The 19,108-nt window shown below is 54.8% G+C and carries 17 protein-coding genes; 12 read left to right on the top strand and 5 right to left on the bottom strand.

The genetic code is table 11. From position 1 onward, the window contains the following. Positions 1 to 105 precede the first annotated feature (105 nt). A complete protein-coding gene (locus tag COO92_RS12865; protein ID WP_101302705.1) occupies positions 106 to 1,347 on the bottom strand; it encodes a saccharopine dehydrogenase family protein in 1,242 nt (413 codons plus the stop codon). Between the two features lie 82 nt (positions 1,348 to 1,429). Next, the gene (gene nspC / locus COO92_RS12860; protein WP_101302703.1) at positions 1,430 to 2,527 is read right to left on the bottom strand and encodes a carboxynorspermidine decarboxylase; all 1,098 of its coding nucleotides are present in this window, start codon (positions 2,525 to 2,527) and stop codon (positions 1,430 to 1,432) included. 444 nt (positions 2,528 to 2,971) lie between these two features. On the opposite strand from nspC, the gene COO92_RS12855 reads away from it, so the two are divergent. Next, positions 2,972 to 3,460 (top strand): VOC family protein, encoded by a 489-nt coding sequence (locus COO92_RS12855; protein WP_101302701.1) that lies wholly within the window; start codon positions 2,972 to 2,974, stop codon positions 3,458 to 3,460. Between the two features lie 32 nt (positions 3,461 to 3,492). Here the strand turns inward: COO92_RS12855 and COO92_RS12850 are convergent, their stop codons facing one another. Further along, complete coding sequence (locus tag COO92_RS12850) at positions 3,493 to 4,527, bottom strand: LacI family DNA-binding transcriptional regulator (protein ID WP_101302699.1); 1,035 nt, start codon at positions 4,525 to 4,527, stop codon at positions 3,493 to 3,495. A gap of 175 nt (positions 4,528 to 4,702) precedes the next feature. On the opposite strand from COO92_RS12850, the gene COO92_RS12845 reads away from it, so the two are divergent. The 11 genes from COO92_RS12845 to COO92_RS12795 all read left to right on the top strand — a co-directional run bounded on the left by COO92_RS12845 (position 4,703) and on the right by COO92_RS12795 (position 17,156). Continuing rightward, positions 4,703 to 6,256 carry a sugar ABC transporter ATP-binding protein gene (locus COO92_RS12845; RefSeq protein WP_101302697.1) on the top strand — a complete coding sequence of 518 codons (1,554 nt, stop codon included), beginning with the start codon at positions 4,703 to 4,705 and terminating at the stop codon, positions 6,254 to 6,256. After that, complete coding sequence (locus COO92_RS12840; RefSeq protein WP_101302695.1) at positions 6,249 to 7,271, top strand: ABC transporter permease; 1,023 nt, start codon at positions 6,249 to 6,251, stop codon at positions 7,269 to 7,271. Before COO92_RS12845 ends, COO92_RS12840 begins: the two co-directional genes overlap by 8 nt. Before the next feature lie 65 nt (positions 7,272 to 7,336). Further along, a complete protein-coding gene (locus COO92_RS12835) occupies positions 7,337 to 8,299 on the top strand; it encodes an ABC transporter substrate-binding protein (RefSeq protein ID WP_101302693.1) in 963 nt (320 codons plus the stop codon). 91 nt (positions 8,300 to 8,390) lie between these two features. Then, on the top strand, positions 8,391 to 9,446 hold the full coding sequence (locus COO92_RS12830; RefSeq protein ID WP_022731395.1) for a sugar phosphate isomerase/epimerase family protein: 1,056 nt from the start codon (positions 8,391 to 8,393) through the stop codon (positions 9,444 to 9,446). A 70-nt stretch (positions 9,447 to 9,516) separates the two neighbouring features. Next, the gene (locus COO92_RS12825) at positions 9,517 to 10,680 is read left to right on the top strand and encodes a Gfo/Idh/MocA family protein (protein ID WP_101302692.1); all 1,164 of its coding nucleotides are present in this window, start codon (positions 9,517 to 9,519) and stop codon (positions 10,678 to 10,680) included. Positions 10,681 to 11,112: 432 nt separating this feature from the next. Continuing rightward, a complete protein-coding gene (locus tag COO92_RS12820) occupies positions 11,113 to 12,078 on the top strand; it encodes a 2-hydroxyacid dehydrogenase (RefSeq protein ID WP_101302690.1) in 966 nt (321 codons plus the stop codon). A gap of 199 nt (positions 12,079 to 12,277) precedes the next feature. Then, the gene (locus COO92_RS12815; RefSeq protein WP_101302688.1) at positions 12,278 to 13,441 is read left to right on the top strand and encodes a TRAP transporter substrate-binding protein; all 1,164 of its coding nucleotides are present in this window, start codon (positions 12,278 to 12,280) and stop codon (positions 13,439 to 13,441) included. 96 nt (positions 13,442 to 13,537) lie between these two features. Beyond that, positions 13,538 to 14,116, top strand: a complete 579-nt coding sequence (locus COO92_RS12810) for a TRAP transporter small permease subunit (protein WP_028791409.1) — start codon at positions 13,538 to 13,540, stop codon at positions 14,114 to 14,116. A gap of 54 nt (positions 14,117 to 14,170) precedes the next feature. Then, positions 14,171 to 15,592, top strand: coding sequence for a TRAP transporter large permease (locus tag COO92_RS12805; RefSeq protein WP_101302686.1), 1,422 nt, complete (start codon positions 14,171 to 14,173; stop codon positions 15,590 to 15,592). Between the two features lie 26 nt (positions 15,593 to 15,618). Next, the gene (locus COO92_RS12800) at positions 15,619 to 16,971 is read left to right on the top strand and encodes an amidase (RefSeq protein WP_101302685.1); all 1,353 of its coding nucleotides are present in this window, start codon (positions 15,619 to 15,621) and stop codon (positions 16,969 to 16,971) included. Beyond that, on the top strand, positions 16,971 to 17,156 hold the full coding sequence (locus COO92_RS12795; protein WP_101302683.1) for a hypothetical protein: 186 nt from the start codon (positions 16,971 to 16,973) through the stop codon (positions 17,154 to 17,156). Before COO92_RS12800 ends, COO92_RS12795 begins: the two co-directional genes overlap by 1 nt. Positions 17,157 to 17,167: 11 nt before the next feature. Here COO92_RS12795 and COO92_RS12790 read toward each other — a convergent pair whose 3' ends face one another. Further along, the gene (locus tag COO92_RS12790; protein ID WP_101302681.1) at positions 17,168 to 18,346 is read right to left on the bottom strand and encodes a sulfotransferase family protein; all 1,179 of its coding nucleotides are present in this window, start codon (positions 18,344 to 18,346) and stop codon (positions 17,168 to 17,170) included. After that, on the bottom strand, positions 18,343 to 19,083 hold the full coding sequence (locus tag COO92_RS12785) for a hypothetical protein (RefSeq protein ID WP_101302679.1): 741 nt from the start codon (positions 19,081 to 19,083) through the stop codon (positions 18,343 to 18,345). Before COO92_RS12785 ends, COO92_RS12790 begins: the two co-directional genes overlap by 4 nt. Positions 19,084 to 19,108 lie beyond the last annotated feature (25 nt).

Here is a 19,108-nt window from a genome sequence, read left to right as displayed (position 1 = left end):
TGTGCGTTAAAAAGTCGCTTTCCTGACCAGAAGGTCAGGACTCGGCATAAAAAATGGCGGACACAAGGGTCCGCCATTTTAATCAGGAGGTGTGGATTTGGCCGATTAGCTAAAATCCAGTGCCCGGTCGCCATTGGCGTCTTTGATGCGGGTCGGAAGGCCCATGCCGTTGAGCAAGTTCAGGAACGGCTTGGCGGGCAGGTCTTCGACGTTGGCCATTTTTTTGACGTCCCATTCGCCGGTCGCAATCAGCATGGCAGCCGCCACCGGCGGCACGCCAGCGGTGTAGGAAATGCCTTGGCTGCCGACTTCGTTATAGGCGTCTTTGTGGTCAGCGACGTTATAGATCAGGACTTCGGTTTCCTTGCCGTCCTTGGTCCCCTTGACCAGATCACCGATGCAGGTTTTGCCGGTGTAGTCGGGGGCAAGGGAGCTTGGGTCCGGCAGGCAGGCCTTTACGAGTTTCAGCGGAATGACTTCCTGTCCCTCGGCGGTTGTCACCGGCTGTTCGGACAGAAGGCCGATGCTGTTGAGTACGGTAAACACATTGACGTAGTGATCGCCAAAGCCCATCCAGAAGCGGACGTTCGGGACGTCCAAGTTCTGTGATAGGGAATGGACTTCGTCATGGCCGGTCATGAAGGTCTGGCTTTCGCCAACCACGGGCATGTCCCAGATTTTCTTGATCTCGAACATCTTGTTGGACTGCCATTTGCTGTCCTGCCAGGAATAGACCGTGCCGGTAAATTCGCGGAAGTTGATTTCCGGGTCGAAGTTGGTGGCGAAATATTTGCCATGGCTGCCGGCATTGATGTCGATGATGTCAATCGAGCTGATTTTATCGAAGTAATCCTCGACCGCCAGTTTGGCATAGGCATTCACAACACCCGGATCAAAGCCGATGCCAAGGATGGCGGTGACACCGGCCTTTTCGCATTCTTCGCGGCGTTTCCATTCGTAGTTGGCATACCACGGCGGGGTTTCGCAGATTTTGTCCTGCTCTTCATGGATGGCGGTATCAAGATAGGCAACGCCGGTTTTGATGCAGGCCGACATGACGGACATGTTGACGAAGGGAGAGCCGACATTAATGACGATCTGGCTTCCGGTTTTTTCGATCAGGGCTGCGGTCGCATCAATATCGGTGGCATCCAAGCCATGGCCTTCAAGAACGCCGGGGTTCTTGAGTGCGTTCTTTTCGTGGATGCTGTCGATGATCTGCTGACACTTCACAGCAGTGCGTGAGGCGATGTGAATATCGCCCAGCACGTCGTTATGCTGTGCGCATTTATGGGCAACCACCTGGGCGACGCCACCGGCACCAATAATCAGAACATTCTTTTTCATGTCGGGCCAAAAACTCCCTTGTTTGAGAGGTGGGGGCAGGTTTTGTTCTGCCCCGGTTCGCTATGAAAACAGCCCTTTCGGGTTACGAAAGGCTTGAGACGAAGTCAGTAAAGTCAAATTCGCGAATAACGCGTTCTGTACCGTCGAGTTCCCGGATGACGATGGACGGCATGCCGACCCCGTTAAACCAGTTCTTTTTGACCATGGTGTAGCCCGCGGCATCGTCAATCGAGATGCGGTCGCCGACCTTGATTTCATGTTCAAAATTAAAGTCGCCAAAAACGTCACCGGCGAGGCAGGATTTGCCACAAATCATGTACGCATGGTCGCCGGTGTTGGGCAGCACCTTGGCATTTTCGCGGTAGATCAAAAGGTCGAGCATATGGGCTTCGATTGAGCTATCGACAATCGCCAGATTTTTGCCGTTAAACAGGGTATCGAGCACGGTGACCTCAAGCGTTGTGCTTTTGGTGATCGAGGCTTCGCCCGGCTCCAGATAGACCTGCACGCCGAATTTTTGCGAAAACGCCCGAAGGCGCGCGCAGAATTTATCAAGCGGGTAATCATCACCGGTAAAGTGAATGCCGCCGCCCAAGCTGACCCATTCGACACGCGACAAAAGCGCGCCGAACTTTTGTTCGATGTTCCCCAACATGCGATCAAACAGATCGAAATCGTCATTTTCGCAGTTGTTGTGGATCATAAAGCCGGAAATTTGATCCATCACGGCTTCGACCTTGGCAACGTCCCATTCGCCAAGGCGCGAAAACGGGCGGGCCGGATCGGCGAGATCAAAGCTTGAGGTGGAAACCTGTGGGTTCAGGCGCAGGCCACGCACGATGTTTGAGGCCTTATCGCCAAAGCGGGTCAGCTGGCTGATGGAATTGAAAATGATCTTGTCGGCATTTTCGATCACCTCGCCAATTTCGCCGTCCGAATAGGCGACGCTATAGGCGTGGGTTTCCTTGCCGAATTTTTCGCGGCCCAGTTTGACTTCATACAGCGATGACGACGTGGTGCCGTCCATATAGTCGGCCATGAAATCAAATACCGACCATGTGGCAAAGCATTTGAGTGCCAGAAGCGCCTTTGCCCCGGAATGTTCGCGCACATAGGCGATCTTTTCCATGTTGCGCAAAAGCTTCGACTTGTCGATCAGGTAATATGGCGTTGCGGGCATGGGCGGCTCTCTACAACTATGTCACGGGGATGTGGGATGATTGGGGGCTTTGGCCTAAAACGCCAAAGCCGGACGGTCCATCAGGCGCACCAGCATGTGGTGCGATCCTCTAATGGTCGGCGAAACGCTGCGTCATCCATGATCCGGAGACGGATAAACTATGGTCATTCATCGTTTATGTCCCCCATCAAGGGCGGTGATGCCAAATGCGCGTCATTTGAATATGGGTAACAACGCGCGCGATTGCCGGTATGTTCCGCAAGGCGACCCAATAGCAGCGGGGGGCAAGGGGGTCAATACGGTAATCGGTCCATATGTACTGTGATTTTATCATTCGTTGCATGTTGTGATTTCATGACGATTTCAAAAGCAGGACATCGGATTGATTTTGGAGCGAAATTCACCATCTGTTGAGAAGGGTACATAAGACCAACGGAGGCATACATGACAGCTGCACCAGTCAGTGTCGATCATCTTGCATTTCCAACCCGTGATCTTGCGGCGACAGACGCGTTTTACTCGAACGTCATGGGGGCAACGCTTGTGCATGCGGAAAGTGGCTATAGCCCGTCATGGAAAAGCGATTACCTGCTGATCACCTATGCCTTGAGCGACGGCACGCGATTATCCTTTTATGACTGGCCGGCCGATAACGGGCCGTATGCCGATGATCCGCAGATGCCCGATGATGTGTTTCATATCGGGTTGCGGTGTCGGTCGGCGCGCGATGTGATTGCGTGGCAGAACCACCTGTTTCAGCACAAGATTGTCTATCATAACGAAGATGATGGCACGTCACGCCGGCTTTTTGTGCGCGATCCCAATGGCATCCGGTTTAAGATTTTTGCATCTGAAAGTGCCAAGTCCGACGAGGACCACGAAGGCCGCGCACGGGCGGTTTATGATGAGTGGCGTAACATCGGCAACGGGTAAGGAACCTGGCGTCAGGGTCGCTCATCTGGATGTCAGCCTTGGGGGCAGGGGCCTGTACTTTGCCGGATGATCAATTCGGTCGGGACAATGACCGGATCGGTTTTGCCGGTTTTGTTCGGAGTCTTGGGATCAAGGCGATCAAGCAACAGGGTAATGGCCTGTTCGCCCAGACGGCGGCGCGGTTGGCGCACGGTGGTCAGCGGCGGGTCATAGGCCGCAGCCAGATGAATATCATCAAAGCCAAACACCGAGACGTCTTGCGGCACGCGCAGGCCAAGTTCCTTGGCAGCAACAATCACGCCGATGGCCATGCCGTCACTGGCGCAAAAAAGCCCGGTCGGCCGGGTTTTGGCATCGGCCAGAAGGCTGCGCCCCGCCGCAATCCCGGCATCGATTGAATAATCCCCGACAAAGGTCAGTTTGGGATCAATTGCAATGCCATGTTCGCTCAACGCCCGGCGGTATCCGGCGGTGCGATCCACGGTCAGGATATTGTTGCCCGGCCCGGCCACATTGGCGATCTTGCGGTGGCCATGGTTAATCAGATGGGTGGTGGCCTCAAAGGCGGCCTGTTCATTGTCGATAATCACCGTGGGCAGGCCACAACCGGGGATGCGTTCGCAGGCAATCACCACCGGCGGGGTGGCATTGGCCGGGGAATTGGCCAGTGGTGCGGGCAGACGCCCGTTCAAAAGGATCATCGCGTCGGCCTGATTGCTGCGTAGATAGGCGGCATAGGTGGCTTCGCGGTCGGGATCGTTTTGGGTGTCGCCAATCAGGACATTATAGCCCGCCTTGCTCGCCCCTTGTTCAATCCCAGAGAGGATTGCTGAAAAAAACGGGTTTCCGATGTCTGGCACCAGCAAAAGAATCATGCCCGAGCGGTTCAAACGCAGGTTTCGGGCCATGACATTGGCGGTATAGCCGGTGGTCGCAATCGCGGCCTGCACTTTTTCGCGTGTGGTTTGGGAAACCACATCAGGTTTGTGCAAAGCCCGGCTGACAGTGGCAATCGATACCCCTGCGTGGCGGGCAACATCTTCAATCGTCGCGATTTTTTCGTGCATGCTTCTTCCTACTCCGCCGGTCACAGGCTGTCCAGCGGCATTCAACACGGTGGTGCGCTGGGTGATTTTGGTCACTGTAACGCAAATGTAAAGGTTTACATGAAAAATGAAAACGTTTACAGAGAAGGTAACCAACAGATGATCGCGAAAATGCGACGCTAGGGAGGATATATTCATGACGGATGCGGCCGTTCACGCCGTTGATCCCGATCAGGAGGGGCGCGTACGCCTGTCCGGTCGGCAGATTTGCAAGTCATTCGGATCGGCACAGGTGCTTTTCGATGTTTCCATCGATCTGCATGCGGGCGAGGTCCATGCGCTTTTGGGCGAAAATGGTGCGGGCAAATCCACACTGGTTAAAATTCTTTCGGGCTATCATCAGCCAACCAGTGGCGAGTTGATCCTTGATCAGGCGCCGGTCAGTTTCGTTGATAGCGAAGTTGGCGAAGGCCACGGCGTGATCCTGATCCATCAGGAATTGAACCTTGCCGAGCAGCTTACCGTCGAAGAAAACATCTTTCTGGGCCGTGAGATCAAGCGCGGCTGGTTCCTTGATAAGGCAACCATGCGCGCACAGGCGCAGGAGCTTTTGGATCAGTTGCAATGTGATGTCGATCCACGCGCACGCATTCGCGATCTTGCGGTGTCGGACCGTCAGATGGTTGAGATCGCCAAGGCGCTCAGCAAAAAGGCCGATATCCTGATTTTGGATGAGCCGACTGCGGTTTTGACCGGGCGCGAGGTTGAGATCCTGTTTGATCAGATCAGGCGCCTGCGCGAACAAGGTGTCGCGATCCTGTATATTTCCCACAAGCTTGATGAAATCAAGGCGATTGCCGACCGGGTGACGGTGTTGCGCGATGGCCGCCATATCACGACCGAAACCGTGGCCGAGCTTGAAAAGGACGATATGGCGCGACTTATGGTCGGACGCGATATCAAACAGATGTTCCCCGACAGGGTGCCCGATCACAGTGCGGAAATTGTATTGTCGGTGCGCGATGTCTGTGTCGACGGGCAGGTGCGTGACGCCAGCTTTGATCTGAGGCGCGGCGAGGTTCTGGGCTTTGCCGGGATTGTTGGCGCGGGGCGAACAGCGCTTATGGAAGCGATCATCGGGTTGCGTGAGCGCAGCAGCGGGCGCATTGAGCGCAACGGTGCGCCTGTCAAAATCAACAGTCTGCAAGATGCCAAGAAATGCGGCATTGCCTATTTGACCAAGGACCGCAAAGGCAGCGGGTTGCTGCTTAATATGGATATGCGGCCCAATTTGACGTTGCTGGCCCTTGAGAAATTCGGGCGGGTGTTCATTGACCGCAAGGCCGAGGAAGCCGCCCTTGAGACCGCCATTGAGGCGTTTGATATCCGGGCTGCTGATCGCAAATCAAAGGTCGGTGATTTTTCCGGTGGCAACCAGCAGAAATTGCTTCTGGCCAAGGTCATGGAAACCGACCCGGACATCGTGATCATTGATGAGCCGACACGCGGCATCGATATCGGCACCAAAAGCGAGATTTATCATTTCATCGGCGATCTTACCGATCGCGGAAAATCCGTCATTCTTCTGTCGTCCGAGATGCCCGAAATGCTTGGCCTGTCTGACCGTATTGCGGTGATGGCAGGGGGGCGCATTACCGGCATTCTCATGGGGGATGGCCGCAATGAGCATGAGATCATGCGGCACGCGACAGGAATCTCAGGCAAGCAGGGAGCGTCTGTTCATGAGTAGCGTTGAGCGCAACGAAGCACCGACAAAGAAGACTTCGGGCGGCTTTAGCATTGATTTTAAAGCGCTGGGCCCGTTTTTGGCGCTGGTTGGTCTGTTTGTTTTGGGGACGGCGATTAATGACGCGTTCTTAAGCGGCGGCAACCTGTCGAACATCTTCACCCGTGCGGCCTTTATCGGCATCATCGCGGTGGGGGCGACATTCGTGATTACCGCCGGCGGCATTGACCTTTCGGTCGGGTCGATGGCGGCGTTTATTTCAGGGGCCATGATTGTCGTGATGAACGGTCTGGTCGAGACACTGGGGGCCGGGGTTGAAACCGTGCTGCTGGGGGTCGTGCTGAGCGTGATCCTTGGCATCGGGGCCGGGGCGATCAACGGGCTTGTCAGCACCAAGGGCAAGATCGAAGCGTTCATTGTTACCCTTGGCACCATGGGGATTTATCGATCCCTTGTGACCTATATGGCCGATGGCGGGACCCTGTCGCTTGATTTTGATATCCGCGGTGTGTATCGCCCGATTTATTACGGCGATATCCTTGGCATTCCGATCCCGGTTCTGGTGTTCTTTGCCGTCGCGGTGGCCGGGTATGTGTTGCTGAACATGACGCCGTTTGGCCGCAAATGTTTTGCCATTGGATCGAACGAGCAGGTTGCCCGTTACTCCGCCATCCATGTCGACCGTATCAAGACCCTGACCTATGTCATTCAGGGGCTTTGTGTGTCGATTGCGACGATCATTTATGTGCCGCGTCTTGGGTCGGCATCAAGTTCAACCGGGGTTCTGTGGGAACTTGAAGCGATTGCGGCCGTGATCATTGGCGGCACCATGCTTAAGGGTGGCTATGGCCGCATCTGGGGCACGGTTGTTGGTGCGATCATGCTGACCACGATTGGTAATATTCTGAATTTGACGGATGCGATCAGTAACTATCTGAACGGAGCAGTTCAGGGGCTGATTATCATCGTTGCCGTGTTCCTGCAGCGCGGGGACTGGCGACGCAAAAAGAGCAAATAACCGGCGATCAACGTCCGGGATGAATGTGAAAATGCATCATTTTTTTTGATCAGGAGGAAGCGTTGATGAAAACGTTTACAAAATATCTGGGGGCCGCCTGTGCTCTGGGTCTTGGCCTTGGACTTGTGTCTACCGGTGCGATGGCACAGGAAAAAATTAAGATCGGTGTTTCCATTCCAGCAGCGACCCATGGCTGGGCCGGTGGTCTGAACTGGCATGCCGAGCAGGCCGAAAAACGGATTGAAGCCACCTATCCGAACATCGATGTCATCGTTGTTTCGGCAAATGGCGCAACCGAGCAGGCCAATGATCTTGAAGATCTGGTGTCGGTTCAGAACATCGATGCACTTGTGGTATTGCCGTTTGAGTCTGATCCGCTGACCGTTCCGGTTCAGCAGGTTAAAGAAGCTGGCAAATTCGTCACCGTGGTTGACCGTGGTTTGTCCCTGCCGGGGATCGAGGACGTTTATGTTGCGGGTAATAACCCGGAACTGGGCCGTGTATCGGGTGAATACATCCGTAAACGCCTCGATGACGAAGGCAAGATCGTTATCCTGCGCGGTATTCCGACCACGGTTGATACCGAACGTGTGGATGCGTTTATCGAATCCATCGAAGGATCAAACATCGAAGTGCTTGATATGAAGCACGCGAACTGGAACCGCGATGATGGCTATGAAGTCATGCAGGACTTCCTGTCGCGTTTCCCGAAAATCGATGCGGTCTGGGCACAGGATGATGACATCGCGCTTGGCGTGATCGAAGCTGTCAAACAGGCTGACCGTACCGACGAGATGTTCATCGTTGGCGGCGCTGGCATGAAAGACATCATCAAACGCGTGATGGATGGCGACAAACTGACGCCGATTGACGTTCTGTATCCGCCGGCAATGATCGCAACCGCGATGGAACTGACCGCACTTAAATTTGCGTCCGGTGTGCCGGTTGAAGGCCGTTATATCCTTGGTGCGACTGTCGTTACCGAAGAAAACGCCAAGAACTTCTATTTCCCTGACAGCCCGTTCTAAGGCTGGAACTGGAAACGGGACCGGGTGGCATGATGGTTGCCCGGTCCCGACCTTTCCCATTTAACACTGCCACAGCGCTAAGAGGTTATCGATGAAAACGCTCAAGGGACCGGCATTGTTTCTTGCGCAGTTCGCAGGTGACGACGCCCCGTTTAACAGTCTTGATTCCATCGGAAAATGGGCTGCGTCACTCGGCTACAAAGGGGTGCAGATCCCAAGCTGGGACAAACGCCTGTTTGATGTTGAACGCGCAGCACAAAGCAAGGACTACTGCGACGAGGTCAAAGGGACACTTGGCGCACACGGTGTGGAAGTAACCGAACTTTCGACCCATTTGCAGGGTCAGCTTGTTGCGGTTCATCCGGCCTATGATGAAATGTTTGACGGCTTTGCCGTACCCGAAGTACGCGGCAATCCCAAAGCCCGTCAGGAATGGGCGGTCAATCAGGTTAAAGCAGCCCTTAAGGCATCACAAAATATGGGCATCAATGCCCACGCAACATTTTCGGGCGCACTTGCCTGGCCATATGTCTATCCATGGCCGCAACGCCCGGCCGGTTTGATTGAAACCGCGTTTGATGAATTGGCGGCACGCTGGACCCCGATCCTCAATGTTGCCGAGGAATGCGGTGTTGATGTTTGCTATGAAATTCATCCGGGCGAAGACCTGTTTGACGGGGTAACGTTTGAGATGTTCCTTGAGCGGGTGAACAATCATGCCCGCGCGAACATTTTGTATGACCCAAGCCACTTTGTGCTTCAGCAGCTTGACTACCTTGATTTCATTGACATTTATGCCGACCGTATTCGCATGTTCCATGTCAAGGATGCCGAGTTTAACCCGACCGGACGCCAGGGCGTTTATTCCGGTTATCAGGGCTGGGCAAACCGGGCGGGTCGTTTCAGGTCGCTTGGCGATGGTCAGGTTGATTTTGGGGCGATTTTCTCAAAACTGGCCGCGATTGATTTTGATGGCTGGGCCGTGCTGGAATGGGAATGTGCGCTTAAACATCCCGAAGACGGCGCGCGCGAAGGGGCGGAGTTCATCAAGAACCATATCATTCGCGTGACGGAAAAGGCATTTGACGATTTTGCCGATGGTGGCACGGACGAGGCGGCCAATCGCCGTATTCTTGGACTAAGTTAAGGTCCGGTCATATGGTGTCTGATCTGGTGTGATCAGACACCAAAAGGCAACACGATATTTGGAGGCAGACATGAGCAAAACGACCCCCCTTAACCGTCGCATTCGACTGGGTATGGTTGGCGGCGGCCACGGGGCATTTATCGGGGCGGTGCATCGCATTGCCGCCCGGCTTGATGATCGTTATGAACTGGTCGCAGGCGCGTTATCGTCCAAGCCAGATGTTGCCCGTGCGTCGGCCGAGGAACTGTTTATTGCAGCCGATCGCAGCTATGACAGTTTTGAGACGATGGCCACACAGGAAGCCGCGCGCGACGATGGCATTGATGTGTGTGCGATTGTCACGCCAAACCATGTTCATTTTCCCGCCGCCATGGCGATGCTTGATGCCGGTATTCATGTCATCTGTGACAAGCCGCTTTGCTTGACCGTGGATGAAGCCGAGCAGCTTGCCGCCAAGGTCAAGGAAACGGGTCTTCTGTTTGCGCTAACCCATAATTACACCGCCTATCCGATGGTGCGCGAAGCCCGCCAGATGGTGGCCGATGGCAAACTTGGCGATATTCGCCTTGTACAGGTTGAATATCCGCAAGGCTGGATGGCAACCCGTGTGGAAGATACCGACAACAAACAAGCCAGTTGGCGGGCCGATCCGGCCAAGGCGGGCATGGGTGGTGCGCTGGGCGATATTGGCACCCATGCGCATAACCTTGCAAATTTCGTCTCGGGCTTGGAAATCAGCGAACTGTGTGCCGATGTGGATGCGATTGTCGCGGGCCGCAAGCTTGACGACAATGTGCAAATCCTGATGCGCTATGCCAATGGTGCGCGCGGGATGTTGTGGGCCAGTCAGGTTGCCGTGGGCCATGAAAACGGGCTGAAATTGCGGGTTTACGGCGATAAAGGCGGGATTGAATGGGCGCAGGAGCACCCCAATCATCTGCATTTCCGCCCACTTGATGGCCGTCCGGAATTGATGACGCGCGGTGGGGCGGGCATCGGTGCCGAGGGGCTTCGCGGTGTGCGTGTGCCGCCGGGGCATCCGGAAGGATATCTTGAAGGGTTTGCCAACCTTTACACCGATTTTGCCGACCAACTTGGTGCGTTTTTAGATGGCACCGCGCCAGATGCCGCGTCGCTTTTGGTGCCGGGCATCCAGGAAGGTCTAAACGGCATGAAATTTGTCGAAGCCGTCGTGCGTTCCGGACGGGAAGGGGCAACGTGGGTTCGACTTTAAGGGGGCAGGTTTTCTGGGGAAACCTGTGACCACACAAGGAACTTAACCGTGTTCTTCCCGCCGACGTGTGTCGGTTGCAGGCCGTTGCTTTTATCAAGCAACGGCCTTTTTTTGTGGCTTTTGGGCCGATTTAACGGCGTCTTTCGCGGTCATGGGCGGTTTTCATCGCGAGCTTTGCCGATGGGACAGGGTAGGAAAATTATCCCGACTCGGGCGGATAAGGCGATCTAAGGGCTTGTTTGATCATGGTTTCCGGGCCGTGCGCGACAGCCATCTTTTGGCAAAGACGCAGGATGGCGCGTGTTGGTTTTCCACGAAGTGAAAAAGAATAGCCGTTTGATTGATCGCCTATTGATGGAATTTCCGTATAGGTGTTTGCTTGGAAAATAATAAATAAACCAGTCCTGTCAGGGAAACACCGGGAGCGTTTTAATGCCCGACAAGCCAAGGCTTCTTATCACACGCAAACTAACCGATGCTGTTTTGATGCGGGCCGCACGCGATTACGATGTGACTGTTAATGCCGACGACCACGTTTTTGCGACCGATGAGCTGATTGCCAAATGCCAGGATGTGGACGCGGTACTTCCGTGTCATTCCGAGCATTTTTCTGCCGATGTGATCAGTGCATTGCCCAAACGGTTAAAAATCATCGCCAACCATTCGGTGGGGGTTGATCACGTCGATCTGGTGGCCGCCAAGGATGCCGGGGTTGTTGTGACCAATACGCCGGACGTTTTGTCCGATGCGACGGCCGAAATTGCCATGCTATGTATGCTGGGTGCCGCACGGCGCGGGGCGGAAGGCGATGCGATGATCCGGGCCGGGAAATGGGATTTCTGGTCGCCAGCCTTTATGGTTGGGCGGCAAGTGACCGGCAAGCGTTTTGGCGTTCTTGGGATGGGACGTGTCGGGCAGGTCGCGGCCGAACGTGCGCGCGGTTTTGGAATGATAGTTCACTATCACAATCGCAAACCCGTTCCCGAGCATCTGGCCAAAGGGGCCGTGTTCCACGATACGGTCGAGGGATTGTTTGCCAATTCCGATGTGCTGTCACTGCATTGCCCGGCGACGCCGCAAACCACCGGGATTATTAACAAAGACACGATTGCATTACTGCCCGATCGCGCGATCCTTGTGAATACGGCGCGCGGCAATCTGGTCGATGAGGCGGCCCTTGCAGATGCGCTTGAAAGCGGTAAGCTGTTTGCGGCCGGGTTGGATGTGTTTTGCGATGAACCGGGTGGAAATCAACGGATTAGCGCGTTGAAAAACGTTTTCCTGTTGCCACATATAGGGTCCGCGACCGAGGAAACGCGCGATGCGATGGGGTATCGCGCGCTTGATAATCTTGATGCTTATTTTAAGGGTCGTGAACCGGGTGACCGGGTGGCCTAACAAGGCGGGTTAACCGTCAAATATCAGTGAATTCAAAGCTTTAACAATAACAAAATGCGTGCCGGTTTTTGGTCCCGAAACGGGGAAAGCGCATCGACATGATCTTCAACAAAAAGGTCAGGGGCTTTTGAAGGCTGAATTTACCGTTCGTTTGTCGGCAATGGTTGTCGATTTATGACGGTATTTCTGGGAGGAAGTAATGAATACGAAAGATAAATCTGAAGGCAAGAAGTCCGTCGAAGTGTCGCGTCGTTCGTTCCTGACCAAGGGTGCGACCGGTGTGGTTGCCGGTGGTGCCGTAGCATCAGGGCTGTTTGCAGCCCCTGCTGTTCATGCACAGCCAGCACCGATGGTGTTGAAAATGCAGACGTCCTGGCCGTCATCTGACATCTGGATGACGTTTGCCCAACAATATGTTGATCGTGTTGAAGCCATGTCGGGTGGTCGTTTGAAAATCGATCTTCTGCCTGCTGGTGCGGTTGTTGCCGCGTTTCAGGTTCTCGACGGTGTCAATGACGGCGTGATTGATATTGCCCATTCCGTGCCGGTTTACTGGTACGGCAAAAACAAGGCCGCATCGCTGTTTGGGACTGGTCCGGTGTTTGGTGGTTCTGCAACCACCATGCTGAGCTGGTACTATGCCGGGGGTGGTCAGGAGTTCTATCGCGAGCTGACCCAGGACGTTATGGGACTTGATATTGTTGGTCGTCTGGGCTTCCCGATGCCAGCACAGCCTTTTGGCTGGTTCAAAAATCAGATTAATGCGGTTAGCGATATCGAAGGCCTTAAATATCGTACCGTGGGTCTGGCAGCAGACCTTCTGCAGTCGATGGGCATGTCCGTTGCCCAGCTTCCGGGCGGTGAGATTGTGCCGGCGATGGAACGTGGCGTGATTGACGCGTTCGAGTTTAACAACCCGTCGTCTGATATGCGTTTTGGCGCACAGGATGTGGCGAAAAACTACTATCTGTCGTCATACCATCAGGCGTCTGAAAGCTTCGAGTTCCTGTTTAACAAGGCACTTCTTGAAGACATGGACCCGGACCTTCAGGCGATCTTGCTGCACAGTGTTGAGGCGGCTTCGACGTCAAACACCGCCCTTGCCATGGACAACTATTCCGCCGACTTGCAGAAACTGCAAGACGAAGGTGTGGAAGTTCACCGGACGTCAAAAGACATCCTGGCAGCACAGCTTGACGCCTGGGACAAACTGATCCCGACGCTTGAAGAAGATTCGTTCATGAAACGGGTTCTCGATAGCCAGCGTGCATGGGTGGAACGTGTGACCTATTACGAACTGATGAACGCACCTGATTATCAGCTCGCATACGAACACTACTTCCCGGGCAAACTGAAACTCTGATCAACCCATAGGTTTTTCAGTGTTTAGATGACCCTGACCACCCCGTCTGCCCGGTTCGGCGGGCGGGGTGGTCAAGATGCGAACGGACAAGGTTTCATGATCAGATTTATCGAATTTGCGGACAAGCTGTCGGCGTGGTTTGGCAAGGCGTTTGGGTGGCTTATCATCCTGATGACGCTTGGCATGAGTTATGAAGTGGCTTCGCGATACCTATTTAATGCGCCGACGACCTGGTCGCTGGATGTGTCATTTATCATGTATGGCACGATGTTCATGATGGGCGGGGCCTATACCCTGTCACGCGGTGGGCATGTGCGGGGGGATTTCCTGTATCGTCTTTGGAAACCCAGAACGCAGGGCATGGTTGATCTGGTTCTTTATCTGTTTTTCTTCTTCCCCGGTGTGATCGCGCTGATCTTTTCGGGTTGGAAATATGCCGCCCGGTCCTGGGGATATGGCGAGGTCAGTGTGAACAGCCCGGCGGGCGTTCCGATCTTTCAATTCAAGGCCGTTATTGTTGCCGCGGGCATTCTTCTGTTCATTCAGGGCATCGCACAGGTGATGCGCTGCATCATGTGTATCCGTGAAGGGTACTGGCGCAATGCAGAAGACGATGTCCAGGAAACCGAAGAACTTCTGATGAAGCAGGGTGTCGCCAAAAGCGATGGGTCCTGAACTTCGGATTGACTTGGACCCCAACAGTGATTGCCCCCGAACGGAGCTGCCAAAGTGATTGACGCACATGTCGCCCTAATGATGCTGGGCATCTTTATTATCCTCGTATTTCTGGGCTTTCCGGTGGCCTTTACCCTGATGGCTTTGGGGATTGGTTTTGGATATTACGCCTATTTCGATGACGGTCGGATGTGGCGGGCCTTTAACCGACTTGCCGAAGACAGTGACACCCTGACATCCGCGATTACGTGGTTTGAAGGGGCGTTTAACAACCGAATATTCGATTTATTTATCAACCAAACCTATACGGTGATGTCCAACGAGGTCCTGACAGCGGTCCCGTTGTTCCTGTTTATGGGCTACATCGTTGAACGGTCAAACATCGTCAATCGGTTGTTTAGCACCCTCAATATTGCCGCGCGCAATATCCCCGGATCGCTTGGTGTTGCCGCCCTTGTGACCTGTGCATTGTTTGCAACCGCGACCGGGATTGTGGGTGCTGTTGTGACGCTGATGGGGATGCTGGCGCTGCCGGCAATGCTTAAGGCGCGTTATGACAAAAGCTTTGCTGCGGGGATTATTTGTGCCGGGGGAACACTTGGCATTCTGATCCCGCCGTCGATCATGTTGATTGTTTATGCCGCCGCATCGGGTGTTTCGATTGTGCGGCTTTATGCCGGGGCGCTGTTGCCGGGCCTGACACTGGTTGGTTTGTATCTTCTTTATATCGTTGGCCGTTCGATGTTGCAGCCCAAAGCAGCCCCGCGTCCGACCAAGGAAGAAGTTCCTGAAGTGCCGCTGCCCAAAGTTTTGTGGATGCTGGCAACCTCGTTCTTCCCGTTGGCTTTCCTGATCCTGTCGGTTTTGGGTTCCATCCTGTTTGGCTTGGCAACACCGACCGAGGCGGCATCGATTGGCGCACTTGGCGGGATGATCTTGGCCGCAGCCTACCGTGCGTTGACGTTTGATCGGCTGCGTGAGTCAGTTTACCTGACGGTGCGGACATCGGCGATGGTGTGCTGGTTGTTTGTCGGGTCTTATACGTTCTCCTCGGTGTTTTCATACCTTGGCGGGGAACATGTGATTGCCGAGTTTGTTGGTGGGCTTGATCTGACACCATTGCAGTTCCTGCTGTTGGCGCAACTGATCATCTTCTTGCTCGGCTGGCCTTTGGAATGGTCGGAAATCATCATTATCTTTGTTCCGATCTTCCTGCCACTGCTGCCGCTGTTTGATATTGATCCACTGTTCTTTGGTATTCTGGTGGCGTTGAACTTGCAGACCTCGTTCCTGACCCCGCCGATGGCGATGTCGGCTTATTACCTTAAGGGGGTGTCGCCTCCGGGGATATTGTTGACCGATATCTTTAAGGGGATCATGCCGTTCCTGTTCATGGTGATTGTCAGCATGGTGTTGATGTACACTTTCCCGCAGATCGTTTTCCATCTGCCTGATCTGTTCTATGGCGCCCGTTAAATGCAAAAGGCTCTGGGGAAATTGTAATGAGTAATATCAATCCACTCCTGACACTTGATGTTGTCGAACTGCGCGACCGCCTTGCCAGCGGGGCGGTGCGCGCGGTCGAATATGTCGAGGCGTGCCTTGCGCGTATCGAAGAGATCGAACCACAGGTGCAGGCATGGGCATGGCTTGATAGTGATTTTGCCATTGCCCAGGCCCGGGCCCTTGATGCGCGGCGTCAATCCGGGGCCGCTATTGGCCCGTTGCATGGTTTGCCGGTGGGGCTGAAAGACGTCATTGATACCGCACGCATTCCAACGTCCAACGGAACACCGTTGGACGAAGGGCGTGTGCCCGAAGAAGATGCGGTTCTGGTGGCACGGCTTAAAGCCGCCGGGGCGATCATTATGGGCAAGACGGTTTCGACCGAGCTTGCCTTTATGCATCCATCCAAAACCCGCAACCCGCATAACCCCGAGCATACACCGGGTGGGTCGTCTGCCGGGTCGGCGGCGGCGGTGGCTGCGGCCATGGTGCCACTTGCGGTGGGGACACAAACCGGGGGATCAGTGATCCGGCCCGCATCGTTTTGCGGTGTGGTCGGGTTCAAGCCAAGTTTTGGTGCGATTGCCCGAACCGGGGTTCTGCCGCAAAGTCCGAGCCTTGATACCATTGGTGTGTTTGCCAATTCGATCAATGGGGCGGCGATGGTGGCCGAAAGCCTGTTTGGCTATGACGCGGGCGATCCCTATACATCGCCAAGCCCGACGCCAAGGTTGCTTGATGTGGCCAAAAGCGATCCGTTGGTCACCCCGATGTTTGCCTTTATCCGGCCGCCACAGTTTGATGAACTGGCCGATGAGGAAACCGTGATGGCGTTTCGCGAAATCACCAGTGTTTTGGGCGATCAGTGCTTTGAAGCACCGCTGCCCAAGGCGTTTGATGATGCGGCGGCCTTGCGGGCCAAGATCAATTTCGCCGAGATGGCCAAGCATTACTATTCCTATGAAAAGCGTGGCCGGGCGCAATTGTCGTCGGAAATCGTTGCCGCCATCGATAAGGGCAATGATGTGACGGCCCGTGATTACCTTGCCGCCCTTGACTGGCGGGGATTGTTTAATGCCGGGTTGGAGGAAGTTTTCCAGCGGTGTGACGTGATCATCACACCGGCGGCCACCGGGCAAGCACCGGCGAATTTAAACACCACGGGGGATGCGATCTTTAACGGGCTTTGGACGTTTTGTGGCACGCCCGCGATCACCATTCCGTTGCTGTGGTCGCAAAACGGCATGCCGATGGGCGTTCAGCTTGTCGGGAAGATTGGCAATGACGCACGTTTGCTGCGGACCGCAAACTGGTTGAAAACATACCTCAGCACGCAGGGAGATGCCTGATGACGGGTGATACTCTAAACCGCGCGATGGCGCTTCTGGCTTTTGTGATCCTTACCGGATTTGTCGCTATTTTGATTGCGTATGTCCCACGTTGGGATCTGGCGATCATGTCGATCATTATGCTTGTGCTTGCCGGGTGGGATTTCTGGCATATGGCGATGGGCAACAAAAGCGACCATCACTGATTTTAAGAACGTCAGGCCTGCCGTGTTTCGGCGGGCCTGTCGCCATAGCCAAACCGTTTGGCGGCAATCATGGTGATGTCGCGGATTTGGTCGATTTCATCGTCACCGAAATTCGGGCGATAGTAACTTGGCGCATGGATCGTCGGGGCCACGCGGTCAATGATTGGTTGGGCATCGGCAAGCCCGGTGTGATCAAACAGCGCACGCAATTTGCCCGCCGGATCGGCCACCAGATCCTCGTAGCGCACAACCAGCGTTGCCTTTTCAAGTGCTTTGTTCACGGTTAAACGGTCTGCCAGATAGTGATGCAGGTTGGACCAGTAGTGCGCCCATCCTTCGATTTCCTTGCCGTTTTTCCACAGATTCATGATGTCGAGGGTTGCGTGCAAATCCCCAGTGTTGATCGGGCGGCGATCCAGCCCAAATTCAAAATGCCCGACACGCTGCATGTGGGCAACCGCACGGGGATTGTTCTGTTCCCCGGCACAGAAAAGAGTGTGTTGCTTGATCAGGGACGCAATGTGCCAAACCGGATCGCGCACGGGTAACACAAAGCGCGCATCGGGAAACAGCGACAACAGATATTCCATCCGGGTGACGAGATAGTTTGCCTTTGACACATAGCGCGTGCCGCCCCGGACATGGATCAGTTTGCGGATGTGGTCACGGTAGAATGCCTCAAACGCCGGGTTGCTGATGTGTTCATCAAGCGTGTTGTTGTCCCCAACGTCATGGAGATGACGGAAAAACGCCATCCAGATCATTTCCTCGAACGCCTCGGGGCTTTCGGGGGTGATGTTGATGCCATCGGCATGGGTGCGTTCGACCGCCACGTTCTTTTTGCCCGGTGCGAGATCGACAAAGCGGTTCCAGAACCACGGGGTAAAAACAGGCGGATAATCGCGATACTGATGGGTGGCGGCATCGGGGTGCCGGGCGAGGGTTTCAAGCAGGATTGTGCTGCCCGACCGTGCCAGACCGGCAACAAAAATCGGTTTTTCGATTTTGATATCTGCGATGGCGTCCGCGGCCATTTTCGTTTCGAAATTGCCAAGCCGGATCCATTTGGCCGGGTGACGGGCGATCAGGCCGCTGAGCCAGTGATCCCAGCCCGAAACGTGGAAGGCTTCGGGTTTTGGCGATTTTTGCGAGACGACCTTGTCAGATGTGGTGCCGGTTGGATTGGTCATTCGATCCGAAATCCTTTCTTGATCCCAAGGGACGCCAACAACAGGGCGACAAAGAATGTCAGTTCCCAACCACGTGCCCAGCCCGGACCAAAGGCGATGATTTCCTGCGCGGGCAGGTCAAAGCGAAGCTGGGTTACGGGTGTGTCGTCGGGCAGATATCCCGCCGGATTGCCAATCAAATGGTTCCACCAGACTTTTTGGTGCATCACCGGAATGGCCGCGGCCGGGGCGATGACATGGGTTTGCCCGTCAAGGGTTCCGGGGATCTGGACGGTTGGGCAACTGCTGTCTTGGGCGTCGGAGTTAATGCCGACTTGCTCAATCGGGGTGCCTTGTGGCTCGACCGAAATTGTCACGGTCTGATCGGGGGCCGGGCAGCGATACCCATATTGCCCGTCCAGCCAGACAATCATGGCAAGGGCGGGCATGGACGCCAGAACCGCCGGACCGATCACAAAGCCGACCAGTTTGAAGGAATGCCCAAGCTGTGCCCTGGCCAGACGCATGCCGTGGGCGAAGTCCTCGCCATCGTCATCAGTCATGGCTTTCTGGGCGGTTTTGACATCGGCCTTGATCTGTTTGATCCGGGTTTGCGGCGATAAAACCCGATACAGAACCATGGAGACCACCGCACAGAGCAGCCCCCAGATCAGCACGCGCCCAAACGGGCCAATGGCGTCGCCCATCAAGTCGTCCAGAGTTGTGAATGCCGGGGCGGGCCAGTCAAAAAGTCCCATTATGTGCCGTCCTGTTGTGCGTCAA

It is taken from the genome of Thalassospira lohafexi (assembly GCF_002844275.1).
Lineage (GTDB): Bacteria > Pseudomonadota > Alphaproteobacteria > Rhodospirillales > Thalassospiraceae > Thalassospira > Thalassospira lohafexi.
Note: the sequence above shows the minus strand (reverse complement) of the source record. Positions and strands in the feature narration are given on the sequence as shown.

What these genes read in the sequence shown, in the direction of transcription:
- COO92_RS12865 (WP_101302705.1), bottom strand. Translation starts at nt 1,347, where the DNA reads ATGAAAAAGAATGTTCTGATTATTGGTGCCGGTGGCGTCGCCCAGGTG.
- nspC (WP_101302703.1), bottom strand. Translation starts at nt 2,527, where the DNA reads ATGCCCGCAACGCCATATTACCTGATCGACAAGTCGAAGCTTTTGCGC.
- COO92_RS12855 (WP_101302701.1), top strand. Translation starts at nt 2,972, where the DNA reads ATGACAGCTGCACCAGTCAGTGTCGATCATCTTGCATTTCCAACCCGT.
- COO92_RS12850 (WP_101302699.1), bottom strand. Translation starts at nt 4,527, where the DNA reads ATGCACGAAAAAATCGCGACGATTGAAGATGTTGCCCGCCACGCAGGG.
- COO92_RS12845 (WP_101302697.1), top strand. Translation starts at nt 4,703, where the DNA reads ATGACGGATGCGGCCGTTCACGCCGTTGATCCCGATCAGGAGGGGCGC.
- COO92_RS12840 (WP_101302695.1), top strand. Translation starts at nt 6,249, where the DNA reads ATGAGTAGCGTTGAGCGCAACGAAGCACCGACAAAGAAGACTTCGGGC.
- COO92_RS12835 (WP_101302693.1), top strand. Translation starts at nt 7,337, where the DNA reads ATGAAAACGTTTACAAAATATCTGGGGGCCGCCTGTGCTCTGGGTCTT.
- COO92_RS12830 (WP_022731395.1), top strand. Translation starts at nt 8,391, where the DNA reads ATGAAAACGCTCAAGGGACCGGCATTGTTTCTTGCGCAGTTCGCAGGT.
- COO92_RS12825 (WP_101302692.1), top strand. Translation starts at nt 9,517, where the DNA reads ATGAGCAAAACGACCCCCCTTAACCGTCGCATTCGACTGGGTATGGTT.
- COO92_RS12820 (WP_101302690.1), top strand. Translation starts at nt 11,113, where the DNA reads ATGCCCGACAAGCCAAGGCTTCTTATCACACGCAAACTAACCGATGCT.
- COO92_RS12815 (WP_101302688.1), top strand. Translation starts at nt 12,278, where the DNA reads ATGAATACGAAAGATAAATCTGAAGGCAAGAAGTCCGTCGAAGTGTCG.
- COO92_RS12810 (WP_028791409.1), top strand. Translation starts at nt 13,538, where the DNA reads ATGATCAGATTTATCGAATTTGCGGACAAGCTGTCGGCGTGGTTTGGC.
- COO92_RS12800 (WP_101302685.1), top strand. Translation starts at nt 15,619, where the DNA reads ATGAGTAATATCAATCCACTCCTGACACTTGATGTTGTCGAACTGCGC.
- COO92_RS12795 (WP_101302683.1), top strand. Translation starts at nt 16,971, where the DNA reads ATGACGGGTGATACTCTAAACCGCGCGATGGCGCTTCTGGCTTTTGTG.
- COO92_RS12790 (WP_101302681.1), bottom strand. Translation starts at nt 18,346, where the DNA reads ATGACCAATCCAACCGGCACCACATCTGACAAGGTCGTCTCGCAAAAA.
- COO92_RS12785 (WP_101302679.1), bottom strand. Translation starts at nt 19,083, where the DNA reads ATGGGACTTTTTGACTGGCCCGCCCCGGCATTCACAACTCTGGACGAC.